Here is a 20,199-nt window from a genome sequence, read left to right on the forward strand (position 1 = left end):
TCGACTTATACGATGACTTGTATCGGAACGCGGACCAGCGTGGACAGCTAATTTTAAGCTGCTTTTCGTCGATATACTCACAAACATTTCTGAGCCGATCCAGATAGGATATTGATCCATCTGGCCTTGTCGCGAGATCCCTCTCTCGACCCCTCCCACCGTCAATTCATCCCGCCCAAACGCGATCGCGATCGCGAAGACGTATTTTTGTCTGAAACAGCTTCAAAGAGAGCAAGAGACCAATGGTAAGGACATCAGAAAAGACGTCGGAGACGTCCAACCAGCACAGACCCTTTCTCGCTATCCTAGCCTTGGCGGTTTTTTTCGTCGGCGCAAGCGAGTTCATGCTTTCGGCAATGCTTGGACCACTAGCTGAGGCATTCCGCACGTCTCCGGCCCGTGCCTCGTGGCTAATCTCCGGCTACGCCTTCACTTATGCTTTGGCGGCTCCTATTCTGGGATATCTTTCAGACCGTATCGACCGTGTTCGCTTCCTACTCTTTGCACTTCTGGCCTTTGCTATCGATGGAATAGGAATTGCATTTTCCCCGACTATCGAAATTGCAATGGTTCTCAGAGTCTTCGGTGGGTTAGCGTCTGCTGTAATCGTTCCGACGGCGTTCGCCCTGGTTTCCGAAATCGTCCCCAGGGAAAGACAGGCTGGTGCGATGGGCCTCGTCATGCTTGGAATGACGTTCGGCATTGCGCTGGGTCCAGCCCTTGCAGGCGTGCTCACCGAATGGGCTGGTTGGCGACTGCCTTTTCTCACGAGCGCAAGCGGATGTGTTTTGGCGTTCATTATGGGCTCCAGAACGACCCCCGGTAACTATTCACCCTCATTCGCCAGAACTACAGTGCATTTTCATTGGATGAAGAAATGGAATGTAATGCGCCCGCTGATAGCCAAGGGTGCCTGGAATGGAACAGGCGTGGCCGCTTTCCTACTCTCGGGGGAAATGCTCAAGCAACGTTACAACTTGAACACAGCAGAAATTGGCGTCACGGTTACTGCGTTTGGTTTCGGTTTAGGCATCGGAAATCTGTCTGCGGGCTGGATACGCCGTTTATGCGGCAGAGAAGAAATATCACTCATCGCGATAACTGCATTACTTGCGCTGTCGATCGCAGCCTTCACCACAGTCGCTCTCCCTTTCATCGGGGCCGTAACTTGCCTAGTCCTATGGGGATTTGCACTCGGCGCCGGCGCGCCAAGCAGCACAACGATATTGGCGGAGCGATCTGGGCATAGCAAAGGCATGGTACTTGCTTTTGCTGAAACGCTAAATAACGTGACAATTTTTGCAGTGCTCCCCGCAGCAATACGTTCAATCGATCGCGGCGATAATATTTCCCTCATATTTGTATTGGGTACCGGGCTTTTTGTTGGAATAATTCTGACGTTGATTGATGGCTTCCTTTCGCGACCGGTCTCGGCCGAGCAATCAAAGCCCCTCGACCTTTCGGGAACGAATTGATTGAACATCATACGATCAGGAAGACGGCTGGGAACGTGACAGGCGGGCTGCATAACTGCGTGGACGGTTATGGGAGGCGTTTCTTCCAAGATCAATCCGATTTGCACGACATAGCGCGATATTACCGCACAAGCGCCTGCAAGGACTTTTCACATTCAGCTTCTATCGCTTTCTATGGTTCTCATGATGATCGGAGGACATAGAATGAATACTCCAAATTTTCGTCGAACGATTCGGCGCCAGCAGCTACGTGAAATGGTCCCTCTGGCTGACAGCACCATTTATGAAATGGAGCAGCGTGGCGAGTTTCCCCGCCGGTTTGCGCTCTCTCCGCGTTGCGTCGTTTGGGACTTGGCCGAGGTCGAGGCTTGGCTGATGGCACGGCGGGCTGCGCCGATCCGGCGCGCCCAACACCCCGATGTCACCAAGCGTAAAACCCGCCCCGTCAAAGGGCAGGATCAAGCTCCATCAAGGGCATAGCTTGCGGCAAAAGCGTGGGAGCATACTTCCGGCCATCGATCCAGGCATCCACAGTATCCGCCCACTGCTGCATCATATGCCGGCGCTGCACTTCATACTCCGCCTTGTTATAGACGCCGCGCGATGAGCGCCCGTCCTCATGCGCCAGGCACTTTTCGATCCGATCGCTGTTAAAGCCCAATTCGTTTAGCAGCGTCGACCCGGTGCGCCGCAGATCGTGCACGGTGAACGGCTCCAGCGGCAACCCCTCCTTCTTGGCCTGTGCGACGACAGGGTACATGTCCAGCGAAATCCACGGCGCCTACGCCCCGTTCTTCAGGGATTTCCCTGAACCGGAAAAGCAGCGCGCCCGGGAGAAGATCGGGGAGGCCTTCGCGCTTCTCGCCGATCAGATGGGCGACAAGGCATTCCTGATCAGTTCCGAGATGACGATTGCCGACTGCTATCTCTTCTGGGTCCTGATGGTCGCGCCACGGAGCGGCGTTGACCTGCCCGCAAATCTGCAGAACTGCCTCCCCCGCATGAAGGCGATGCCTTCGGTCATGCAGGCGCTTGAGGAGGAGGGATTGAGCTGATCTGACAGCTTTGCGACATCCTCGCCCCGGCGCGCGCATCTTGATTACGATGTGCTCGCCACGGCCATGAGCGGACTGCCTCTCATGGCCGCGTAGCGAGGGTCGTTCAGATTCGCGCGCCGCCGGTCGCATCAATCATCTGGCCCGTCGTCCATCGCGCCTCGTTCGATGCCAGGAAGGCGATGACGTCGGCGATGTCCTCCGGCTTTCCGACACGTGAGAAGACCGAGAGGGCCTCCGCGCCGGCGCGCGCGTCCGGCGATGCCAGCCATGCGGCATTCATGTCCGTTTCCGTCACCCCCGGCAGAACGGCATTGACCGTGATTCCGCGCGTGGCGAATTCCGGCGCCAGTGCCAGCGTCAAGGTCTCCAACGCCCCCTTGGAGGCCGCATAGGCCGGATGCGTCGGCGCCGCGATCCGGGTGAACCCGGTCGACACATTGATGATGCGGCCATTGTCGCGAATATGGTCGGCCACGGCCTGGATCAGGAAGAAAGGCGCCTTGTAATTGATGGCCATGACCTCGTCGAACACGGCTTCATCCGTCTGCTTCAACGGCAGGGCGGGCGCGATGCCGGCATTGTTCACCAGAATGTCGAGAGCGGCGGAACCCGTCTCGGCACGCGCGGCTTCGCCGAACTGCGCCCAAAGGCTGTCGGCCGCCGCCTTGCCCTCTCGCAAGTCAGCCTTGACGCCAACCGCCTTCACGCCGAGCGCCTCGATGTCGCGAAGCGTGGCATTGGCCGCATCGGCATTGGCGGTGTAGTGCACGCCGATCAGCGCCGCGCCTTCCTTCGCCAATGCAAGGGCAACCGCCCGGCCGATGCCGCGCGAACTTCCGGTGACGAGGGCTATCTTGCTTTCCAGTCTCTTGGTCATGGGTCACTCCGTTGCTAAATTAAATAGTGACCACTATAATAACTAATGGGATGCCGTCGTCAATAATTTAATAGGGATCACTATTTAATGTCGAATCCGGCTCGCAAACGTGGCAGACCGCGCGCGATCGAACGCGACGCGGGCCTCGACATCGCAGCTCGCCTGTTCTGGGAACGCGGTTATGAAGGAACCTCGACCGCCGACCTCACGAAGGCCATGGGGATCAATCCGCCAACGCTTTACTCCATGTTCGGCTCAAAGCAGGAACTGTACCAGCAGGCGCTCGAGTTCGGCATTGCCCGTGAAAGCCGCCGCCGGATAGAAATCCTGCAATCCCCCCTTCCGGTTTACGACGCCCTCAGGCTGTACCTCTACGATATCGCTGATGGAGACACGCAGCCCGACAAGCCGCGCGGTTGTATAGTCTCGACGGCTGTCCTGCAGCATGCGGAAGAAAACGGATCCGTCGCACAGATGACGGCGGCCCTGCGGGAAGCATCTATGCAGACCCTCAAAACCCGCTTTGACCGGGCCGTCGAGGAAGGCGAATTGCCGGCGCAAACCGACACCGATACGCTCGCGCGCTTCTATGGCGCGATCATTCAGGGCATGTCGGCACAGGCCTGCGATGGCGCCTGCAATGCGCGGCTGAAGCAACTGATCGATCTCGCACTCACGGCCTGGCCGGGGAAGCGCCAGAGGGTCACGCCTGGTATCGACTAATCACTCCCTTGCCGACGCCCCGCAGCGTCAGCGGAGGATGGCGATCCGGCGGGTTTATCGCCGTGCGAGGAATAGCGGCGCAGCCGACAGGGGAAGAAAATTGACGGGCGTCGTTGCGTCATAGGAGATCGAGGTGCAGCCGGTCTACGGCCAGATCGGCCCATTGAAGAAACCGTTTAGAGCGGTCGGCTCACAGGGATTGTTCAAGGAGAAATTGGCAACGCCGAGCACCCTAGTTCAAATCCGGCGAAGCAATGGAAATCGCCTTACACTGTGCAGGCCAGTCCGCTTCATATCCCATGATGCAACCTGAACCGGAAGCAAGCCGCTCTGCGTTCGGCTCCGGTCGCGCTGTTCGGGGCTCATTACGCCATGCCGTCCGGGCGCGCCGGCTCTCGACCGATATTGTCGATGCGCCTCGCACCGCGCACGCACATTCCTCAGCCTTCGATACGGGCACGGCAACAAGATCTCACCCTTGTCCCGGCTTCGCCTGCAAGGGCGTTCAGATGCTGGCGGGGGTCTGCCCTGCAGGTCCAAAAGCGGCCATGGAGGTCACGCGCACGAAGGCTGTGACGCCGACCGCCACCACACCGATCACGGAGAAGACGGTCTGTCAGGTTTCCGATGGCATCAGATGTTTGGCGATCCCGTGGGTGGCATGAAAGCCTGCGACGGCGGCAGGCGCCACGAAGGCGAGCGTGAACAGCAACCAGCAGAGGACTGCAATTGCCGTGAAGGATCCGAGAATAGCAACAATCGTCGTGGCGTCTCCGTAAGATGAGGTTCGAACGGTCGCGCCTCCACCACCACCTCAGCGCAAGTCAGCAGTATAGCACACTCGTCGACGAGCCTCGAATTGGCTTAACGGCACCAATCTTGCAACGGCATGGGGCGCTCCGCCGGCGCTCTCTGTCGCGGTCAGGTCTCAACTCCTTTGAGCAACTCCGTGAGCGTTTTGTCGTAGTCGTCCTTTGCGCCCGAGACGGCGGAGTTTGACCTATCGCCCATCGCAGCTGCGATAGCCGCGCCGTGGGTGAAGTCGACAAGTATGTTCAGCCAAAGCCTGGAACGTGCCGACGGCAATCCGGCTTCGACCAAGAGTTGGTCAATGTCATCGGTTATCCGCTGTGCCTGCCGGGGAAAGACTGCGGGTTGCCTGAAGATGAGCAATGTAAGGCCAGGGTGGCTTATCACGCGGTCATGATAGGCATTCAGAAGCGATCTGATCCGGTTGTGAAACGTGCCGGAGGCTGGCGCGGAAACCTCTGCATAGACATGTTCGGACAAGGCGTCGATCAAGCCGTCGCGATCCCCGAAATAATGGTAGATGGTCATCGGATTGAACTGAAGACGATCGGCAAGCGCCCGCATTGTGAAGGCTTCGACGCCGCCGGTATCCAATAGTTCAAGCGCGGCCGTCAGAATCTGCTCGCGCGAGGCAGGCGCCTTGTCCCGATGCGGGCGTCCTCGCGGACGAGTCATGTGGCGATCCGGTAGCGTGACTGGACGAGACCGGAGGCGAAGCTCTTGGTGTCCTCGTGCACGAGCGGTATGTCCGAGCCGGTCGCTCCGAACAGAGTGCGCCCCTCACCAAGCAGCACCGGAACGCTCGTGATGGTCATCTCGGCGATCAGCCTCGCGCGCAAGAACGACTGGATGACCTTTCCGCCATCGACATAGACGCGCCGGTGCCCCTCGGCTTCGAGCATCTCCATCACCTGTTCGGGCGATTTCTCTGAAATCCGCACCTTGCCGGCAAGGTCTGCCGGTATGTCCCGGTCTTTCAGCGACGTTGAGAGGACAAGAACCGGGCGTGTGTAGAACCACGGGCGTTCATCGCGCATTTTTTCGAACGTGCCGCGGCCCATCAGGATGATGTCGATCTTCTCGATGAAAGCGTCATATCCGTGATCCTCTGCCGGATCGTCGCGCTCCAGCAACCAGGCGATGTCCCCGTCCTTGCGGGCGATGAAACCGTCCAGGCTGGTGGCGATGAAAACATGCCCGGTGATCATCCCGATCTCCTTATTTATACGCTGTATAATTACATACGCCTCGGACCTCAACGGGTCAATGTGCCGCGTCGGTGAAACCGACTGATGCGGACGCGAACATTGTCGTGTGGGGCGTGGCGGTTCATTCGAACCGCCAAACCGGGATGCCGAGCTTCCTCGCCTTGTCGGCAAGGTTCTCCTGAATCCCGGTGCCGGGGAAGACCATGACTCCGATCGGCAGGACATCGAGCATCTGGTCGTTGCGCTTGAACGGCGCGGCACGCCCGTGCTTGGTTCAATCCGGCGCGAAACCGATCTGCGTGACGTTACGGTGATCGGCCCAGCGGGCCGCTATTCTCGGCACCCTTCTGCGACTTGCCATGAATTAGCACCATGTCTTGTGGCGCGAGTTGAACACGGATCGAGGCCGGAAGGTATCGAGACCATGCAGGCGCGGATCCTCTTTGAGACCTTCCAGCACCGGTGAAATCGGCAGCGCTTCGATGCCGAGCACAACGGCCCGTTCGACGATCCCATCCCATTCGCCGTCGCCCGCCGGATCGTCATCGCGGACTATATAGAGCCAGAGCAACGTATCGGGAGACAGGATGGCGGCAAGATGAGCTGCGGAGAGCGCAGCCGCGATCGGCATCTCGGGCAAAACGCATCGCAGCGATAGCATAGGTTCGATCCCTTCGCCGGCTGCCATAACCTCGCCCGTCACGCTAAACCGTACCGCATGGCCGAGCAGGCCGCGCATCGCCCGACGCGGTTTTTCAATCGGAGCCTTGCCGAGTGGCGCATCGCTGAAGCCGTTCAGATCGAGCCAAGTACGATGGGCGCCGGACTAGTGACCGTCGAGATCGGTGATTGACGCAATCAGGCTGGCAATGTTTTCGTCGGGCTATGCTCGACGGGCCGGTAGTAGCAGCGCAGATGAAAGCGTAGCGATCCGGTTCCGTGCCAATCCGTAACTATAAGCTTACGAAACTACGATTCTCCGAGCGGACCCGCGATCGGCTGCGCCATCGAGAACATTCCCGGCTTTGCGGATTTCAGCAAGGCGGCCAAGCTTCCTTTCTCAAAGTGTGGCTTCATTGATTTTGACCCAGGAAACCTGACCGAACGGCGTGAGGTGGCCCGCCTCCTGCAGGTGCGGCGGACCACCCATGATCGCTTTAGAAATCCATACCCGCGCCGGCGGGCATAGCCGATGCGGTTTCCTTCTTCGGCTTTTCGGCGATCATCGCTTCGGTCGTGACGAGCAGGCCGGCGACAGAGGCTGCGTCCTGGAGAGCGGTCCGCACGACCTTGGCCGGATCGATGACGCCCTGCGCGTAGAGATCGCCATACTCGCCTGTCTGGGCGTTCCAGCCGTAAGAGAACTCGCTTTTCTCCCGCAGTTTTCCGACAATGACAGACCCTTCAGCGCCGGCGTTCTCGGCGATCTGACGGACAGGAGCCTCAATCGCACGGCGGACGATCTCGACGCCGACCTTCTGGTCCTGATTGGCAGTACTGAGATTGTCGAGAGCCTTGACAGCACGCAGCAGCGCAACACCACCGCCCGGCAGGATGCCTTCCTCGACAGCGGCGCGGGTCGCATGCAGCGCATCGTCGACGCGGTCCTTCTTCTCCTTCACTTCGACCTCGGTCGAGCCGCCCACGCGGATGACGGCAACGCCGCCGGCGAGCTTGGCAAGACGTTCCTGCAGCTTTTCGCGGTCGTAGTCGGACGTGGTTTCCTCAATCTGCGCCCTGATCTGGGCGACGCGGCCTTCGATTTCGGACTTCTGGCCGACGCCGTCAATGATGGTTGTGTTCTCCTTCTCGATCGCGACCTTCTTGGCCCGGCCGAGCATTTCGAGCGTGACATTTTCAAGCTTGATACCGAGGTCTTCGGAAATAACGGTGCCACCGGTAAGGATAGCGATGTCTTCGAGCATGGCCTTGCGGCGGTCGCCGAAACCCGGAGCCTTGACGGCAGCGATCTTCAGGCCGCCACGCAGCTTGTTGACGACGAGCGTTGCAAGCGCTTCGCCTTCGACGTCTTCAGCGATAATGAGGAGCGGCTTGCCGGACTGGACGACGGCTTCGAGAACCGGCAGCATCGCCTGCAGGTTGGAGAGCTTCTTCTCATGAATGAGGATATAGGGGTCTTCGAGTTCGACCCGCATCTTGTCCTGGTTTGTCACGAAATAGGGGCTGAGGTACCCGCGGTCGAACTGCATGCCTTCGACGACCTCAAGTTCGGTCTCGGCGGTCTTGGCCTCTTCAACCGTGATCACACCTTCGTTTCCGACCTTTTCCATCGCTTCGGCAAGATAGCGGCCGATCTCCGGATCGCCATTGGCCGAGATGGTACCGACTTGAGCGATCTCGGAATTATTGGTGATCTTGCGGGCGTTAGTCTTGAGTTCCTGGACGACCGCGTCGACAGCGAGATCAATGCCGCGCTTCAAGTCCATTGGGTTCATGCCGGAAGCGACAGCCTTGGCGCCTTCCTTGACGATTGCCTGGGCAAGAACCGTCGCGGTGGTCGTACCGTCGCCGGCCAGATCATTGGTCTTTGACGCCACTTCACGCAGCATCTGGGCGCCCATGTTCTCGAACTTATCTTCCAGCTCGATTTCCTTGGCGACCGAAACGCCGTCCTTGGTGATGCGCGGAGCACCGAAGGACTTGTCGATCACCACATTGCGGCCCTTCGGACCAAGCGTGACCTTCACCGCATTGGCCAACACATCGACCCCACGCAGCATGCGTTCACGGGCATCGGTGTGAAACTTGACTTCTTTCGCAGCCATTTCTTTAACTCCTCAATAGGCAGCTATCTGACTGATGAACGTAGGGTGGATAACTCAGGCGGCCTGTCTTTGCTCGGCCTGGGCTTCAATGATGCCCATGACATCGCTTTCCTTCATGATCAGCAGGTCTTCGCCGTTGATCTTGATCTCGGTGCCGGACCATTTGCCGAACAGGATGCGGTCACCGGGCCTGACGTCGAGTGCCTGGATCTGGCCAGCTTCGTTGCGGGCGCCGGGGCCGACGGCGATGACCTCGCCCTCCTGCGGCTTTTCCTTGGCGGTGTCAGGAATGATGATGCCGCCCCTGGTCTTTTCTTCAGCCTCAATGCGGCGGACCAGAATGCGGTCATGTAGTGGACGGAACGTCATATCGTTCTCCTTCAGGACAAACAGATTAAAGAGAGGTTCCTCCGCTCCGAACCGGTTGGTCCGGAGCGGGGCTCGCGCATCCCTTTCGGCGAAGCGCGGAAAATGAGCTGGGTTCGCCAATTTATCTTTTCAAGAGGGTGAGTTAAAAAATCAGCACTCTGAGGCACGAGGTGCTACGGCCCTGAAATTCTGAGGATATTTCTGTTCCAACGAGTGTCGTTCTGTCTTGAATCACCTCAAAAAAATACCAAAATCACTTTTCCGGCGGGGTAAGTGCTCCGCAAATCCGTCACTGATATTTGTGAGAATGTTGTGTTGGATGGAGAATATCGATGGAAAGGCGAAAGCAATTGACGGGCATTCCGTCATCGCTGCAGTCCGCAACAGACCCGGATCTTGATCGGTTGTTGTCACCGGCGCAGTATTTTTCTCATCCCAACGAGGTGTTAAAAAGCCGGATACTGCATCGGGATGAGAAACGAGCGATTCTGGCGGCGTGGGTTTCCGATGCCTGTGCTATCGAGTCAAACCCGGCGCTCCGACAGCGACCCGGCTCACCTGAGCCAATCCCATTTGACGTCATTATGGAGGCGCTGCAGCGGCTGGACGCACAGGCGCGACCGTGCGGGGCTCGACTGCAGGACGCGAGAGACGACAAAAAGCATAGCGTAGACATGCATGTCTAAAGAGGATGGAAGAAAGTGATTTCGAAAGTCAGCCGGGAATTCCTGATGCAGATGGAAGGTTATGGTTTGACGACGGCGGAGATCCATTATCGAATGCCAGACCATCCCGGCCTTTTGCAACTCTATGTCTGGCAAGATTATGATCTGGCGCCGCACTTTCCGGAACTCCGCGCTTTCTTGGATTTCTGGTCAGAAACGCTACAAGGGCCGCTCCATTCAGTGCGAGTTGCCCACAACCATCTGATTGAACCGTCGGACTGGGTAGCTGTAGACGGGGTCATTTCGATCCAATGAACAAGAAGATCGCCGCGGCGACCCGTGCCGCGGCGACTTGGCCTGGTAGACGCAACGGTCGCCACTCAGGCGCCGTCATCTTCCCTTTCGTCAAGCATGTCGATCAATTCGCCGATTCGTGAGCTGGGGAGAGGGCGCCCGGCTCCAATCAGCGCTTCATCGCTGTTGAACCATGCCCACGCCTCCCTGAGCTCTTCGGCTGATGCACCGGTCGAAATAAGATCGGCGACAAGCACGTCATCGACCGGACCCAGAACGGCTTCAACTTCTTCACGTGTCATCGGCATCAACACTTCCTCCTGTTCGTGTGGAAAGGATGGCGTAGAGCGCGGCTTCTTGGGCGAGAGCCTTTTTCGACCTAAAGCCGAACTCCACCGCAAAAGCATGAAACGTTGATCTTGGGTTACGGGCCGAGCCTCCAAGCACAAATCTGTGAGCGTTTTCGAGCCCAAGGCCGCGGCGGCTCTGCCAAAGCTCTCAGTTGGTCGTCAACACCTTGATCTCTCCCTTTCGTTCGAGAACGTCAACGACCACCTTCGATTGGGTACCGCGCAAAGCGATCTCCACCGATGCCGAACCGAGCCGCAGGTTTCGAAGCACAACTTCATCGGTGAAAGATGGCAGTACAGGCTGGTTCAGCGTCAATTGGCAGGCGCGTGGATCGAAACCGAGACCGATTACTGTCGCCAGCAGGAAGAGCGGTGCTGCGGCAGCCCAAGCCTGCGGGATGCACGAGACGGGGTAGAACGTAGGCCCCTTCCCGCGCTGGCGAACGAAGCCGCAGTAGAGCTCGGGCAGTCGCCTGAGATCGATGTAGGTCGATGCGGCAAACAGTGCTTCGAAGATGCGTGCTGCCTCGGCCCGGTAGCCGTACCGCACGAAACCGGCAGCGATCAGCGCATTATCATGCGGCCAGACCGATCCGTTGTGATAGCTCATCGGATTGTAGCGTGCCTCGGAGGCGGCAATAGTGCGTACACCCCAGCCACAGAAAGATGACTGCGCCATCAGGGTCCGGACGACCTTCTCGGCGCGTTCCGGAAAAGCAATCCCCGTGAACAGCGCATGACCGGCATTCGACGAGCGGACGCGGCAAGGTTTCTTTTCGCCGTCGAGCGCCAGGATATAGGTTTGCAGCTCTTCGTCAAAGAACGCTTTGTCGAAGTTGATGCGCAATGTCTCGGCCATTCGGTCGAAACTCAAGGCGTCATCGTCCTTACCCAGCTGGCGGGCAATGATCGCGGCCGCCCGCCAGGCGCCATAGACATAGGCCTGCACCTCCACCAGGGCGATCGGCCCTGTCGCAAGCCTGCCGTCCTCGTGGAACACGGAGTCGTGACTGTCCTTCCAGCCCTGATTGGCCAGACCCTTCCCGGTGAGGGCGCCATATTCAACGAAGCCGTCACCGTCCCGGTCTCCAAACCGGGTAATCCAATCCAGCGCCGCGCGGATACTGGGCCACAGGCCACGCAAGGTTTCGAGGTCACCTGTCCTTTGCAGGTAGGCGCCCGCCAGCATGACGAAAAGCGGGGTCGAATCAATACTGCCGTAATAGCGACGGAAGGGAACTTCACCAAGTTCCGCCATCTCGCCGAAGCGCGTCTCGTGGAGGATCTTGCCTGGTTCGGCGTCGGCTTCTGGATTGAAATCAACCGACTGGTTGGCGGCGAGATGCTTTAGGACGCCTTGGGCGATTGCCGGGTCAAGCCAAAGCGTCTCGAGGGCGGTTATCAGCGCATCGCGACCAAAGACTGTGCTGAACCAGGGGATGCCGGCATAGGGGTACGGGCCTTCGGGCGTGTCGGTCATGAGCATATAGAGGTCCGCCACGCTGCGGCGGACGGCTTCATTGAAAATTTCGTTGGAGGTCACCACCGATGCGGCACGAGCCGACGAGCGTCGCAGAGCTCGACGCGCCCGACGCAGTGCGGAGAAAAATGTCTTTCGGGGTGGAGTTTTCTCTTCACTGCGCTCGTCACAGATAATCTCGATGAAGAGCGAGCGGGCTTCACGTGGCCCAAGGGTAATCTGATAACGGGCATGATCTCCCGCAATTGACGAGGGTTCGGGGCCGAAACGCAGAATCGTTGCACGTGTTCGCCCATCGAGACCGAGATAGGAAAGGCGGACGCGATCAGCCTCCACCTCAGGCTGGGCCGATTGCCCGCGCTTGGCGCGGGGCTTGCCCCGTATTTCGAACAGGTCGGCGAAATCGGCCGCAAATGCAATATCGAGACGGATCGTGCGTTCCCGGTCATCGAAATTGCGCAGCAGAAGCCGTTCGTAGCAGACTCCGTTTAGAAGAAACCGTGTCCGCCGTATGTGTAGCAAGTCGTGGCGAAGCGTGTCGCCATCAGGCTCGATGACAATGTCAGGATTGGTGAGATCGCAGTTCAGCGTAGCGTTGTCGTCACGCAATGTTGAAGAAAGCAGCAACGGATGGAGCCCGTTGATCGTCAGGCTGAGATAGGACAGGTGCCGCGTATCCCGGTGGAACACACCCTCCGGGTTGCCTGGCCACGAAACTGCATCACCATTATTGTCAAACACGGCGAATGTGTCGCCGTGTTTCAGTGTTCGCGAACCGCGTTCATAGCGGATCGCGGCCTCGGGAACGCCGCTCGTCGGCATGGTGTCGGAGCCGGCGGAGGCCGGCTCCTTTCTGTCGGTCAATGTTAACGCGGAATCCACGGCTGAAAATCCTTTATCAGACGAGGGTCAGGCTGTGTCGCCGATGGCAAAGGTGGCAGCATTTCCATTGGCAGCATGAAGCGGCATTTGTCCGACGTTGTTGTATTTGTTGACGAGTGAGCGGTAGATGTCGACATAGTCATTGGCCATCCTCCTTGCAGTGAAACGCTTGTCGAACGTGTTGCGGACAGTTTTGCGGTCGAGCTGATCGAGTTTGCCGACGGCATCCACGGCTTCATCAATATCGTTGACGATAAAGCCGGATACATTGTCGTCGATGACTTCGGGTACCGAGCCGCATTCAAACGCAATGACCGGCGTACCGCAGGCCATGGCCTCGATCATGACGAGACCGAAAGGCTCGGGCCAGTCTATCGGGAACAGAAGTGCTTGCGCATTTCCGAGGAAGTCGGCTTTCTGCGTCTCATTGATCTCGCCGATATATTCGACATTCTTGTGCTTTTCGATCATGGGTGCGATTTCGTTTTGCCAGTAGGCCTCATCGGCCTTGTCGACTTTGGCGGCAATCTTCAGCTTCATGCCGGTGCGCGCGGCGATCTCGATCGCCCGGTCCGGGCGTTTCTCTGGTGAAATGCGTCCCAGGAAAGCGAGGTAGTCGCCCTCCGGCTTTTGGGCGAACGGCAAGACGTCCGAGGTCAGCCCGTGATAGACGGTACCTGCCCAGTTGACCGGGGGCATGGGCCGGCGCTGATCGTTGGAAATCGAGACCAGCGGCACGTCCGGAAAAGAAGCGTAGAAAGGTTTGAGATCAGGCAAGTCCAGCCGTCCGTGCAGCGTGGTGACTGTCTTGCCAGCGAATGGGCTGATCAGCGGGAAATGCAGAAGATCGATATGAAAATGCAGGACGTCGAACTCGTCGGCGCGCTTGCGCACTTCTTCCAGCATCAGGACGTGATAGGGGATAGGGTCTTGAACGGCGGGGTTAAGCCTTAGGGCCAAATTCGAACACCGCACGAGCTTGGCCGATGTAATGGAATCACCGCTGGCAAACAGCGTGACATCATGCCCCTGACGAACGAGTTCTTCTGTCAGATAGGAGACAATGCGCTCCGTTCCGCCATAGAGCTTTGGCGGAACTCGTTCGGCAAGGGGTGCGATTTGTGCGATTTTCATCAAAACCTCCTTTAAGAAGCGAAGTTCGGACATGAACATCAAAGACCGTTTTTGCGATCTTCGACCCGGGCACCTTTGAGGCCACCCCAAGCCATTTTCTTCAGGAGATTTTGCATGCTACCAGTAGGGCCGTTGCGCCCGCACTGTCGCACCGCCATTCAGAACATGCCAACAAGGCTCAGGCGGATACGTTCGCAAACGCTCCTTCCGATCAATGACAACAATGTTATGAGCACTTCGCAATTTGCGAAGCCGGTGAAGATTTAGGAAGCGGTGGGCTCGCTGCAAGAGAGGTGGAATAATTTTTTTGGCACTCTGGTAGGAGGAGTGCCAGAGTGATATTGAACGCGCCAAAACGCCGCTTACATCTTTCGCGCCACAGAAGAGGACGAGAAAGATGTGCGTGACACACATGACATGTCCTTCGGGTGATGTTTGCAACAAGCAGCCCGATCCACTTGAAGGGCTCATGACCTCGCCGGAGCGCTTCGCGCTGTTTCTGGACATCGACGGTACGCTTCTGGATATCGCGCCGACGCCGGGGGCAGTTGCTGTGCCCGACGATCTCGGCCGCGATCTGGCTGCGCTATCCCGATATCTGGGGGGATCACTTGCGCTGGTGACCGGACGTAGTATCGCGACGGTTGACGCGTTTTTTGCCCCCCAACGCTTTGCCGTTGCCGGCCTTCACGGAGCGGAGATGCGATTCGCGGATGGAACCCGATACGGGACCGCGTCATCAGAGCCCTTCAATGAGGCAAAAGCGCTGCTCAGGTTGCGGCGGCCAGAGCCGGAAAAGGTGATCTTCGAGGATAAGGGCGCCGCTGTGGCGCTCCACTATCGCCTGGCACCCGCAGCGCAACACGCAGTAGAAGCGTTGATGGAAGAGGCTCGGCGCGTGGCCGGTGATGACTGGTACGTCCAACGTGGCAAGATGGTGATCGAACTGCGGCCAGCAAAGGCAAATAAAGGCGATGCGCTCAAAAGTTTCATGGAGACCGCGGAGTTTTCGGGCCGACTGCCTATAGCAATTGGTGATGACCTTACGGACGAAGATATGTTCGTCGCAGCTAAACAAGAGGGCGGCGCGGCAATCCGGGTTGGCAGCGAACCAGGTATTACGTCGGCCGATACCGTATTGCACTCTCCCGCCGACTTGCGTTCTCGTCTGGGCTCTATTGCCTGCTCAAGGCTCTGCAGTCAGGGAACTTCGAGATGAGCCGGCTCATCGTTGTCTCAAACCGGGTCCCGCTACCGGACAAGAACGGCAATCCTCCGCCAGGTGGACTTGCGATAGCGCTCCATTCAGCGCTGCAGAAACATAATGGTCTCTGGATGGGATGGTCGGGCAAACAGAGCGCGGAGACTTATATACCCTCGCTTTCGAGCCAGCGGATCGGAAACATTGAGTACGCGCTCACGGATCTGACGAAGAAAGATATAGCCGAATACTACAATGGCTTTGCCAATCGGGTTTTGTGGCCGACCTTTCATTGTCGGTTGGACCTCAGTGAATACGCCCGTAGTGAGATGTCCGGATACTATCGGGTTAACCGGCTCTTCGCGGATCTGCTTATGCCGTTGATCGAACCGGACGATATCATCTGGGTTCACGACTACCACCTAATTCCGCTGGCGGAAGAATTGCGCATACGCGGTTGCGCCAACAGGATCGGCTTTTTTCTTCATATTCCCTGGCCTCCGGCGGACATCCTGTTTGCCATGCCCGTCTACGACGTGATCCTGCGGGGGCTCTCGTCTTATGATCTGGTTGGCTTTCACACCCGATACGATCTCGACAATTTCGCCGAATGCCTGCGGCGAGAGGGGGCTGGAGAGCTATTGGGCAACGATCTTTGCCGCGCATATGGCAGAGTGTTCCGCTGCGGTGCCTTTCCCATCAGCATTGATACAGCGGAATTCGAGCGCGTGGCAGGCGACGCGACGAACGACCCTCTGGTTGCGCGCACGAAGGCAAGCCTTCGTGGCAGCGATCTCGTGATCGGCGTCGATCGGCTCGATTATTCCAAAGGAATTACTCAGCGTATCGACGCATTTCATCGTTTTCTGCAGATGAATACCATGCGCATGGGGCGGACAACCCTGTTGCAGGTCACGCCAACATCACGTTCGAACGTGCCCGAATATGCGGCCATGCAAAAAGCGGTCGCCGAATTGGCTGGCCGAGTGAACGGAGAACTCGGCACGGTCGATTGGTCACCGGTGCGCTATATAAACCAGTCTCTCGGTCGCCAATCCCTGGCCGGGCTCTATCGCATTGCGAAGGTCGGGTTGGTGACGCCGTTGCGTGACGGCATGAATCTGGTCGCAAAGGAATATGTTGCGGCGCAGAGACCGGAAGACCCGGGCGTTTTGATCCTTTCGCGCTTTGCCGGCGCCGCTCGTGAACTCGACAGCGCGCTGTTGGTCAATCCATATGATCTCGATTCCATGGCCTCGGCGCTCGAAGTTGCGCTCTCGATGCCACGCGACGCGCGCGTGGAACGCTGGCAGGCGATGATGGAAAAATTGCGAACCAACGACATCTTTCACTGGTGCCAGAGTTTTCTCGACACCCTGACGCGCGATTGACATGGTCGGGCTCCTTTCAAGAGACGATTGAATAGACGGACGCAGTATCTTTTCGCCACGGGACAAAAATTTTTTTATGCCGCTATCGAAAACCTCTTGAAGCCGCAACGTACTGAATTAAATGATTATTGTTCGATCGCCCAATCGGGGATCGACTAGTCCAGGAGGCGCCCTGTGCTCTTGGCGTCTCCTTGTATCCATGTTGCTTGTAAGGAGGATATGGTTATGAGGACAAACCTCGATTTTTCTCCCCTTTTCCGGTCAAGCATCGGCTTCGACCGAATGTTGAACGCACTTGAAGCTGCAAGCCGTGTCGAATCGATCGACAACTGGCCGCCCTACGACATTATCAAGACTGGTGAGGACGACTACCGCATTGCCATGGCAGTGGCCGGCTTCACGCAGGACGAGCTGACGATTACCCAGGAGCAGAACATGCTCTTCGTCGCCGGGCAGAAGGCGAATGACGACGATCAGCAGTATCTGCATCGCGGGATCGCCGGTCGTTCGTTCCAGCGCCGGTTCGAGCTTGCCGATCACGTCAAGGTCGTGGGCGCAGGGCTCGTCAATGGTCTGCTGACCGTCGATCTCAAGCGGGAAATCCCCGAAGAGATGAAACCTCGCCAGATCGCGATTTCGACCGACATGGTTCTGCCGAAGGTCGAGACGAAGCAGATCGAAGCGGACAAGCAGGCCGCCTGATTTTTCAAACGACGTTGTCTGCAATCAGGGCGCCGGGCCATGGCTCGGCGTCACGGGCGGATCTTGTCCAATCAACAGATGAGAAGGAGAAAAACCATGAGTGTTCGTGATCTGATCCCCTGGGGCCGCAATAATGGCAACCAGGTTCCGACTGTCCTGCGCGATGACGACCGCGATCCCTTCCTGTCGCTTCATCGCGAAGTGAACCGACTGTTCGATGATGTTTTCCGCGGCTTCGGCTCGGGCCTGCCCACCTTCGGTAGCGGTTCTGCCTTCAGTACCGGCTGGCCGAGCGTTGAGATCTCCGACACCGACAAGGAGATCAAGGTGACGGCCGAAGTGCCAGGCCTCGACGAAAAGGACATCGAAGTCCTGCTCAACGACGGCGTGCTGACGCTGAAGGGCGAGAAGCGCTCCGAGAACGAGGACAAGGATCGTCAGTTCTCCGAGCGATACTATGGCCGCTTCGAGCGCCGCATCCCGCTCGGCGTTGAGATCGCGGAAGACAAGGTCGACGCGCACTTCAAGAATGGTGTCCTGACCGTGATCCTGCCCAAGACCGAGAAGGCGCAGTCGCAGGTCAAGCGCATCGCCATCAAGAGCTGATCGGTTCAACTAACCCTGGCGGCCGGCCTACTGGCGGCCGCCAGTATCCTTCGCCAACCGGGAGGGATGAAGAATGGAGACTGCAAGAGACACAAAACCAGAAATAGAAACCCCTACTGCCGCTGTCTGCGCCTTAAATGACAACCGGCGCAACTTTTCCTTCGGACGCTCGCCATTTCCGGACGACGCGGTTGCGCGCATCTTCAAGCCGTCGCGTTCTGTGACCACCTCAGGGAATGCGCGAACAAAGGGCTGGCGGCTCGTTTTCGAGCGTCGCTCCGCGCCGTTTGTCGAACCCTTGATGGGCTATACTGGCGGCAGTGACACACTTGCGCAGGTGGAACTCGAATTCCCCACACTGCAATCCGCCATCCGCTATGCCAAGCGAGAAGGGCTGACCTACGTCGTGCAACGGCCGGCAGACAAGGCTGTTGCATCGGCCAAGAAGAGGAGTGGTCGCCAATCGGTTAGGCCATCCCATGCCTTTGCTGATGCGACCTTGGAGCGGCTGGGTCTTGCTCGACTTCAGGAAAGGTACGGGCAGGCCATGGATGGCGCGGCAGACCGCGACGATGCGTCCGGCCCGGCCAGCTGGTTCGCCCCGATGGACGTCGTTCGCGATCCGGCGCTATCGCTCGACGCAAAGCGTTCCATCCTGATGAACTGGGCCTGGACGGAATATCTGGCGGATCAGGCGACCAACGAAGGCATGCCGGAGAACGACCGGCCGTCGCGCCTTTACGAGGTTGAGCAGGCGATGCTCGCGCTGGAGCGAGGCGTCGAAAGCGGGCCAGTTCATACAATGAACGATCGCAACGCCGCATGAGGTGAGCCATGGATCCATATGTCATCTTTGATTGTGAGAAGGCTATTCCTAACCGGTTCATGCTGGTGCTTGCTGCAGCAGCGCGAACTCGTGCGCTTAACCGTGGCGCCGAACCGAGACTTGCTTTGCCACACCGGAATGCGAGCGATCTCGCATTGCAGGAGATCGCAGCAGGAGCGTGCAAGGAGGACGAACTGGCGCCGTTCCTGCTCCCCCAAAGGGCCGAAGCGCGTCTCCTGCCGGCCCCGTCAACGACGTCCAATCTTTGCGGCGACGGCGGTTCGGAGGCTGCCGCCGCATCCGCCGCCTCGCCGACCGAGGCGGTCCATTGATGATGCAACCAACCGATGAGGAGAAATGAACGATGCTAAAGTCCCTGAATTCGAATTACCGGACGGCTTTCGATATCGTCAATATCGTTGCCGGTCTTGGCCTTCTGATCTCACCCTGGCTGCTCGGCTTCACCGCAGAGACCTATGCCGCCGGGAACGCATGGGTGGTCGGCGCGGCCGTCGCCCTTGTCGCCGCCTCTGCACTCTACGCTTTCCATGAGGTGGAAGAGTGGCTCAACCTCGTACTTGGCATTTGGGCGCTGGTTTCCCCCTGGGCACTCGGCTTCTCAGCCGTGACTGCCGCCACAGGCGCACATCTGATAGCCGGGATTGTCGTCGTGATCGTGGCCGCCAGCAGTGTCTGGTTCGGCCATAATCGTCCGTGGTCGACGGCGTGAGTTTACTGAACGGGTCCGGACCGCCGGGCCCGTTCTCCCTATCCCTTGATGCGGCAGAAGAGAAGAAAGTCCCCAACCCACGGACTGACTGATGTTTCACATTGCGCGGACATTTCCGGCAATCCTGAACGCTGAACGCTCAACTGCTCATAGTTACGTTGACTAGGTTCAATATATTAGAAGTGCCTTACCCGAAAATGGATCTCGGCATGCTGACGATGACGTGAAATCTATTGAAATGGTTGGAGGTCAGATGGTGCGCTTGCATACCGCAAGCTTGGATTAAAAGGGAGACCGAAATGAAAACAGACTGCTTCAAAAAACCGGTACCCATCTTTGTGGGACTCGGCTACCCCGCGGAAATAGGCTCGGTAATCGACGCTTACAGATATCTGCTGGAATGGCCTGCCCAATCCAGAGATAAGGGCCATTCTGTCGCCCTGAATGCATGCCGTGCCGCACTGCGGGGCGAAGTGGACGCTGAGACCGCGCGCGGTCTTTTTATCGCGTTCGCAAGGAGGCATGACCTACTGGCGCCTGACACCGACATTGCCGGCGCTTCACGAACAGAATACGGTGAAAACCAACGTGTAGGGTGAAGTGGGTGAGCGTTACACGTTGCGCAGTCAACG

23 protein-coding genes and 2 pseudogenes are annotated in these 20,199 nt (G+C 58.1%); 15 read left to right on the plus strand and 10 right to left on the minus strand.

The window, feature by feature from the left end; translation table 11 throughout:
* Positions 1-242 precede the first annotated feature (242 nt).
* Together ABWW28_RS01360 and ABWW28_RS01365 are read left to right on the plus strand one after the other, a co-directional pair.
* Positions 243-1,475, plus strand: a complete 1,233-nt coding sequence (locus ABWW28_RS01360; protein ID WP_353390022.1) for an MFS transporter — start codon at positions 243-245, stop codon at positions 1,473-1,475.
* A gap of 204 nt (positions 1,476-1,679) precedes the next feature.
* On the plus strand, positions 1,680-1,955 hold the full coding sequence (locus tag ABWW28_RS01365; protein WP_292059682.1) for a helix-turn-helix transcriptional regulator: 276 nt from the start codon (positions 1,680-1,682) through the stop codon (positions 1,953-1,955).
* Here the strand turns inward: ABWW28_RS01365 and ABWW28_RS01370 are convergent.
* Positions 1,921-2,232 (minus strand): annotated as a pseudogene (locus ABWW28_RS01370) (tyrosine-type recombinase/integrase); the annotation flags it as partial. The gene ABWW28_RS01365 and the pseudogene ABWW28_RS01370 sit on opposite strands and share 35 nt — an antisense overlap.
* A gap of 1 nt (position 2,233) precedes the next feature.
* Between ABWW28_RS01370 and ABWW28_RS01375 the strand changes: the two are divergent.
* Complete coding sequence (locus tag ABWW28_RS01375) at positions 2,234-2,530, plus strand: glutathione binding-like protein (protein WP_353390026.1); 297 nt, start codon at positions 2,234-2,236, stop codon at positions 2,528-2,530.
* A 106-nt stretch (positions 2,531-2,636) separates the two neighbouring features.
* On the opposite strand, the gene ABWW28_RS01380 is transcribed toward ABWW28_RS01375, so the two are convergent.
* Positions 2,637-3,410, minus strand: a complete 774-nt coding sequence (locus ABWW28_RS01380; RefSeq protein WP_353390028.1) for an SDR family NAD(P)-dependent oxidoreductase — start codon at positions 3,408-3,410, stop codon at positions 2,637-2,639.
* A gap of 87 nt (positions 3,411-3,497) precedes the next feature.
* Between ABWW28_RS01380 and ABWW28_RS01385 the strand changes: the two genes are divergently transcribed.
* A complete protein-coding gene (locus ABWW28_RS01385) occupies positions 3,498-4,133 on the plus strand; it encodes a TetR/AcrR family transcriptional regulator (protein ID WP_353390031.1) in 636 nt (211 codons plus the stop codon).
* Between the two features lie 299 nt (positions 4,134-4,432).
* On the plus strand, positions 4,433-4,798 hold the full coding sequence (locus ABWW28_RS27590; RefSeq protein ID WP_502904569.1) for a hypothetical protein: 366 nt from the start codon (positions 4,433-4,435) through the stop codon (positions 4,796-4,798).
* Positions 4,799-5,054: 256 nt separating this feature from the next.
* Here the strand turns inward: ABWW28_RS27590 and ABWW28_RS01395 are convergent, their stop codons facing one another.
* From ABWW28_RS01395 to ABWW28_RS01415, 5 genes and pseudogenes are all read right to left on the minus strand, one after another.
* On the minus strand, positions 5,055-5,618 hold the full coding sequence (locus tag ABWW28_RS01395; protein ID WP_353390034.1) for a TetR/AcrR family transcriptional regulator: 564 nt from the start codon (positions 5,616-5,618) through the stop codon (positions 5,055-5,057).
* Entirely contained in the window at positions 5,615-6,151 is a 537-nt protein-coding gene (locus ABWW28_RS01400) for a dihydrofolate reductase family protein (protein WP_353390036.1), read from the minus strand. The genes ABWW28_RS01395 and ABWW28_RS01400 overlap by 4 nt, the downstream gene beginning before the upstream one ends.
* A 121-nt stretch (positions 6,152-6,272) precedes the next feature.
* Positions 6,273-6,869, minus strand: a pseudogene (locus ABWW28_RS27595) (SLOG family protein); the annotation flags it as partial.
* 439 nt (positions 6,870-7,308) lie between these two features.
* Positions 7,309-8,937: a chaperonin GroEL gene (groL, locus tag ABWW28_RS01410; protein WP_353390039.1), complete on the minus strand. Its 1,629-nt coding sequence runs from the start codon at positions 8,935-8,937 to the stop codon at positions 7,309-7,311.
* 54 nt (positions 8,938-8,991) lie between these two features.
* Complete coding sequence (locus ABWW28_RS01415) at positions 8,992-9,306, minus strand: co-chaperone GroES (RefSeq protein ID WP_353390041.1); 315 nt, start codon at positions 9,304-9,306, stop codon at positions 8,992-8,994.
* 332 nt (positions 9,307-9,638) lie between these two features.
* Here ABWW28_RS01415 and ABWW28_RS01420 point away from each other — a divergent pair, with 332 nt between their 5' ends.
* The gene (locus ABWW28_RS01420; RefSeq protein WP_353390044.1) at positions 9,639-9,992 is read left to right on the plus strand and encodes a hypothetical protein; all 354 of its coding nucleotides are present in this window, start codon (positions 9,639-9,641) and stop codon (positions 9,990-9,992) included.
* A gap of 45 nt (positions 9,993-10,037) precedes the next feature.
* Positions 10,038-10,286 (plus strand): usg protein, encoded by a 249-nt coding sequence (locus ABWW28_RS01425; protein ID WP_112831529.1) that lies wholly within the window; start codon positions 10,038-10,040, stop codon positions 10,284-10,286.
* A gap of 65 nt (positions 10,287-10,351) precedes the next feature.
* On the opposite strand, the gene ABWW28_RS01430 is transcribed toward ABWW28_RS01425, so the two are convergent.
* The 3 genes from ABWW28_RS01430 to ABWW28_RS01440 form a co-directional block, all read right to left on the minus strand.
* Positions 10,352-10,573, minus strand: a complete 222-nt coding sequence (locus tag ABWW28_RS01430) for a hypothetical protein (protein WP_353390047.1) — start codon at positions 10,571-10,573, stop codon at positions 10,352-10,354.
* A 190-nt stretch (positions 10,574-10,763) separates the two neighbouring features.
* Positions 10,764-12,917: an amylo-alpha-1,6-glucosidase gene (locus ABWW28_RS01435; RefSeq protein ID WP_353390307.1), complete on the minus strand. Its 2,154-nt coding sequence runs from the start codon at positions 12,915-12,917 to the stop codon at positions 10,764-10,766.
* A gap of 87 nt (positions 12,918-13,004) precedes the next feature.
* Positions 13,005-14,111 carry a glycosyltransferase family 4 protein gene (locus ABWW28_RS01440; RefSeq protein WP_353390050.1) on the minus strand — a complete coding sequence of 369 codons (1,107 nt, stop codon included), beginning with the start codon at positions 14,109-14,111 and terminating at the stop codon, positions 13,005-13,007.
* A gap of 469 nt (positions 14,112-14,580) precedes the next feature.
* Here ABWW28_RS01440 and otsB point away from each other — a divergent pair, with 469 nt between their 5' ends.
* The 8 genes from otsB (at position 14,581) to ABWW28_RS01480 (ending at position 20,166) form a co-directional block, all read left to right on the plus strand.
* Positions 14,581-15,330 (plus strand): trehalose-phosphatase, encoded by a 750-nt coding sequence (otsB, locus tag ABWW28_RS01445; RefSeq protein ID WP_353390053.1) that lies wholly within the window; start codon positions 14,581-14,583, stop codon positions 15,328-15,330.
* Positions 15,327-16,703, plus strand: a complete 1,377-nt coding sequence (gene otsA / locus ABWW28_RS01450) for an alpha,alpha-trehalose-phosphate synthase (UDP-forming) (RefSeq protein ID WP_353390056.1) — start codon at positions 15,327-15,329, stop codon at positions 16,701-16,703. The genes otsB and otsA overlap by 4 nt, the downstream gene beginning before the upstream one ends.
* Before the next feature lie 225 nt (positions 16,704-16,928).
* The gene (locus tag ABWW28_RS01455) at positions 16,929-17,405 is read left to right on the plus strand and encodes an Hsp20 family protein (RefSeq protein ID WP_353390058.1); all 477 of its coding nucleotides are present in this window, start codon (positions 16,929-16,931) and stop codon (positions 17,403-17,405) included.
* A gap of 96 nt (positions 17,406-17,501) precedes the next feature.
* Positions 17,502-18,011 (plus strand): Hsp20/alpha crystallin family protein, encoded by a 510-nt coding sequence (locus tag ABWW28_RS01460; protein ID WP_353390061.1) that lies wholly within the window; start codon positions 17,502-17,504, stop codon positions 18,009-18,011.
* A gap of 73 nt (positions 18,012-18,084) precedes the next feature.
* Complete coding sequence (locus ABWW28_RS01465) at positions 18,085-18,837, plus strand: NADH dehydrogenase ubiquinone Fe-S protein 4 (protein ID WP_353390063.1); 753 nt, start codon at positions 18,085-18,087, stop codon at positions 18,835-18,837.
* A gap of 8 nt (positions 18,838-18,845) precedes the next feature.
* Positions 18,846-19,169 carry a DNA-directed RNA polymerase subunit omega gene (gene rpoZ / locus ABWW28_RS01470; RefSeq protein WP_353390066.1) on the plus strand — a complete coding sequence of 108 codons (324 nt, stop codon included), beginning with the start codon at positions 18,846-18,848 and terminating at the stop codon, positions 19,167-19,169.
* Between the two features lie 32 nt (positions 19,170-19,201).
* A complete protein-coding gene (locus tag ABWW28_RS01475; RefSeq protein WP_353390068.1) occupies positions 19,202-19,567 on the plus strand; it encodes an SPW repeat protein in 366 nt (121 codons plus the stop codon).
* A 299-nt stretch (positions 19,568-19,866) separates the two neighbouring features.
* Positions 19,867-20,166: a DUF982 domain-containing protein gene (locus ABWW28_RS01480; RefSeq protein ID WP_353390071.1), complete on the plus strand. Its 300-nt coding sequence runs from the start codon at positions 19,867-19,869 to the stop codon at positions 20,164-20,166.
* Positions 20,167-20,199 lie beyond the last annotated feature (33 nt).

This window comes from Brucella sp. NBRC 14130, from assembly GCF_040371715.1.
Taxonomy (GTDB): domain Bacteria; phylum Pseudomonadota; class Alphaproteobacteria; order Rhizobiales; family Rhizobiaceae; genus Brucella; species Brucella intermedia.

Excerpts from the sequence above, each read along its gene's own strand:
- ABWW28_RS01360 (WP_353390022.1), top strand. The coding sequence starts at position 243 with ATGGTAAGGACATCAGAAAAGACGTCGGAGACGTCCAACCAGCACAGA.
- ABWW28_RS01365 (WP_292059682.1), top strand. The coding sequence starts at position 1,680 with ATGAATACTCCAAATTTTCGTCGAACGATTCGGCGCCAGCAGCTACGT.
- ABWW28_RS01375 (WP_353390026.1), top strand. The coding sequence starts at position 2,234 with ATGTCCAGCGAAATCCACGGCGCCTACGCCCCGTTCTTCAGGGATTTC.
- ABWW28_RS01380 (WP_353390028.1), bottom strand. The coding sequence starts at position 3,410 with ATGACCAAGAGACTGGAAAGCAAGATAGCCCTCGTCACCGGAAGTTCG.
- ABWW28_RS01385 (WP_353390031.1), top strand. The coding sequence starts at position 3,498 with ATGTCGAATCCGGCTCGCAAACGTGGCAGACCGCGCGCGATCGAACGC.
- ABWW28_RS27590 (WP_502904569.1), top strand. The coding sequence starts at position 4,433 with ATGATGCAACCTGAACCGGAAGCAAGCCGCTCTGCGTTCGGCTCCGGT.
- ABWW28_RS01395 (WP_353390034.1), bottom strand. The coding sequence starts at position 5,618 with ATGACTCGTCCGCGAGGACGCCCGCATCGGGACAAGGCGCCTGCCTCG.
- ABWW28_RS01400 (WP_353390036.1), bottom strand. The coding sequence starts at position 6,151 with ATGATCACCGGGCATGTTTTCATCGCCACCAGCCTGGACGGTTTCATC.
- groL (WP_353390039.1), bottom strand. The coding sequence starts at position 8,937 with ATGGCTGCGAAAGAAGTCAAGTTTCACACCGATGCCCGTGAACGCATG.
- ABWW28_RS01415 (WP_353390041.1), bottom strand. The coding sequence starts at position 9,306 with ATGACGTTCCGTCCACTACATGACCGCATTCTGGTCCGCCGCATTGAG.
- ABWW28_RS01420 (WP_353390044.1), top strand. The coding sequence starts at position 9,639 with ATGGAAAGGCGAAAGCAATTGACGGGCATTCCGTCATCGCTGCAGTCC.
- ABWW28_RS01425 (WP_112831529.1), top strand. The coding sequence starts at position 10,038 with ATGCAGATGGAAGGTTATGGTTTGACGACGGCGGAGATCCATTATCGA.
- ABWW28_RS01430 (WP_353390047.1), bottom strand. The coding sequence starts at position 10,573 with ATGCCGATGACACGTGAAGAAGTTGAAGCCGTTCTGGGTCCGGTCGAT.
- ABWW28_RS01435 (WP_353390307.1), bottom strand. The coding sequence starts at position 12,917 with ATGCCGACGAGCGGCGTTCCCGAGGCCGCGATCCGCTATGAACGCGGT.
- ABWW28_RS01440 (WP_353390050.1), bottom strand. The coding sequence starts at position 14,111 with ATGAAAATCGCACAAATCGCACCCCTTGCCGAACGAGTTCCGCCAAAG.
- otsB (WP_353390053.1), top strand. The coding sequence starts at position 14,581 with ATGACCTCGCCGGAGCGCTTCGCGCTGTTTCTGGACATCGACGGTACG.
- otsA (WP_353390056.1), top strand. The coding sequence starts at position 15,327 with ATGAGCCGGCTCATCGTTGTCTCAAACCGGGTCCCGCTACCGGACAAG.
- ABWW28_RS01455 (WP_353390058.1), top strand. The coding sequence starts at position 16,929 with ATGAGGACAAACCTCGATTTTTCTCCCCTTTTCCGGTCAAGCATCGGC.
- ABWW28_RS01460 (WP_353390061.1), top strand. The coding sequence starts at position 17,502 with ATGAGTGTTCGTGATCTGATCCCCTGGGGCCGCAATAATGGCAACCAG.
- ABWW28_RS01465 (WP_353390063.1), top strand. The coding sequence starts at position 18,085 with ATGGAGACTGCAAGAGACACAAAACCAGAAATAGAAACCCCTACTGCC.
- rpoZ (WP_353390066.1), top strand. The coding sequence starts at position 18,846 with ATGGATCCATATGTCATCTTTGATTGTGAGAAGGCTATTCCTAACCGG.
- ABWW28_RS01475 (WP_353390068.1), top strand. The coding sequence starts at position 19,202 with ATGCTAAAGTCCCTGAATTCGAATTACCGGACGGCTTTCGATATCGTC.
- ABWW28_RS01480 (WP_353390071.1), top strand. The coding sequence starts at position 19,867 with ATGAAAACAGACTGCTTCAAAAAACCGGTACCCATCTTTGTGGGACTC.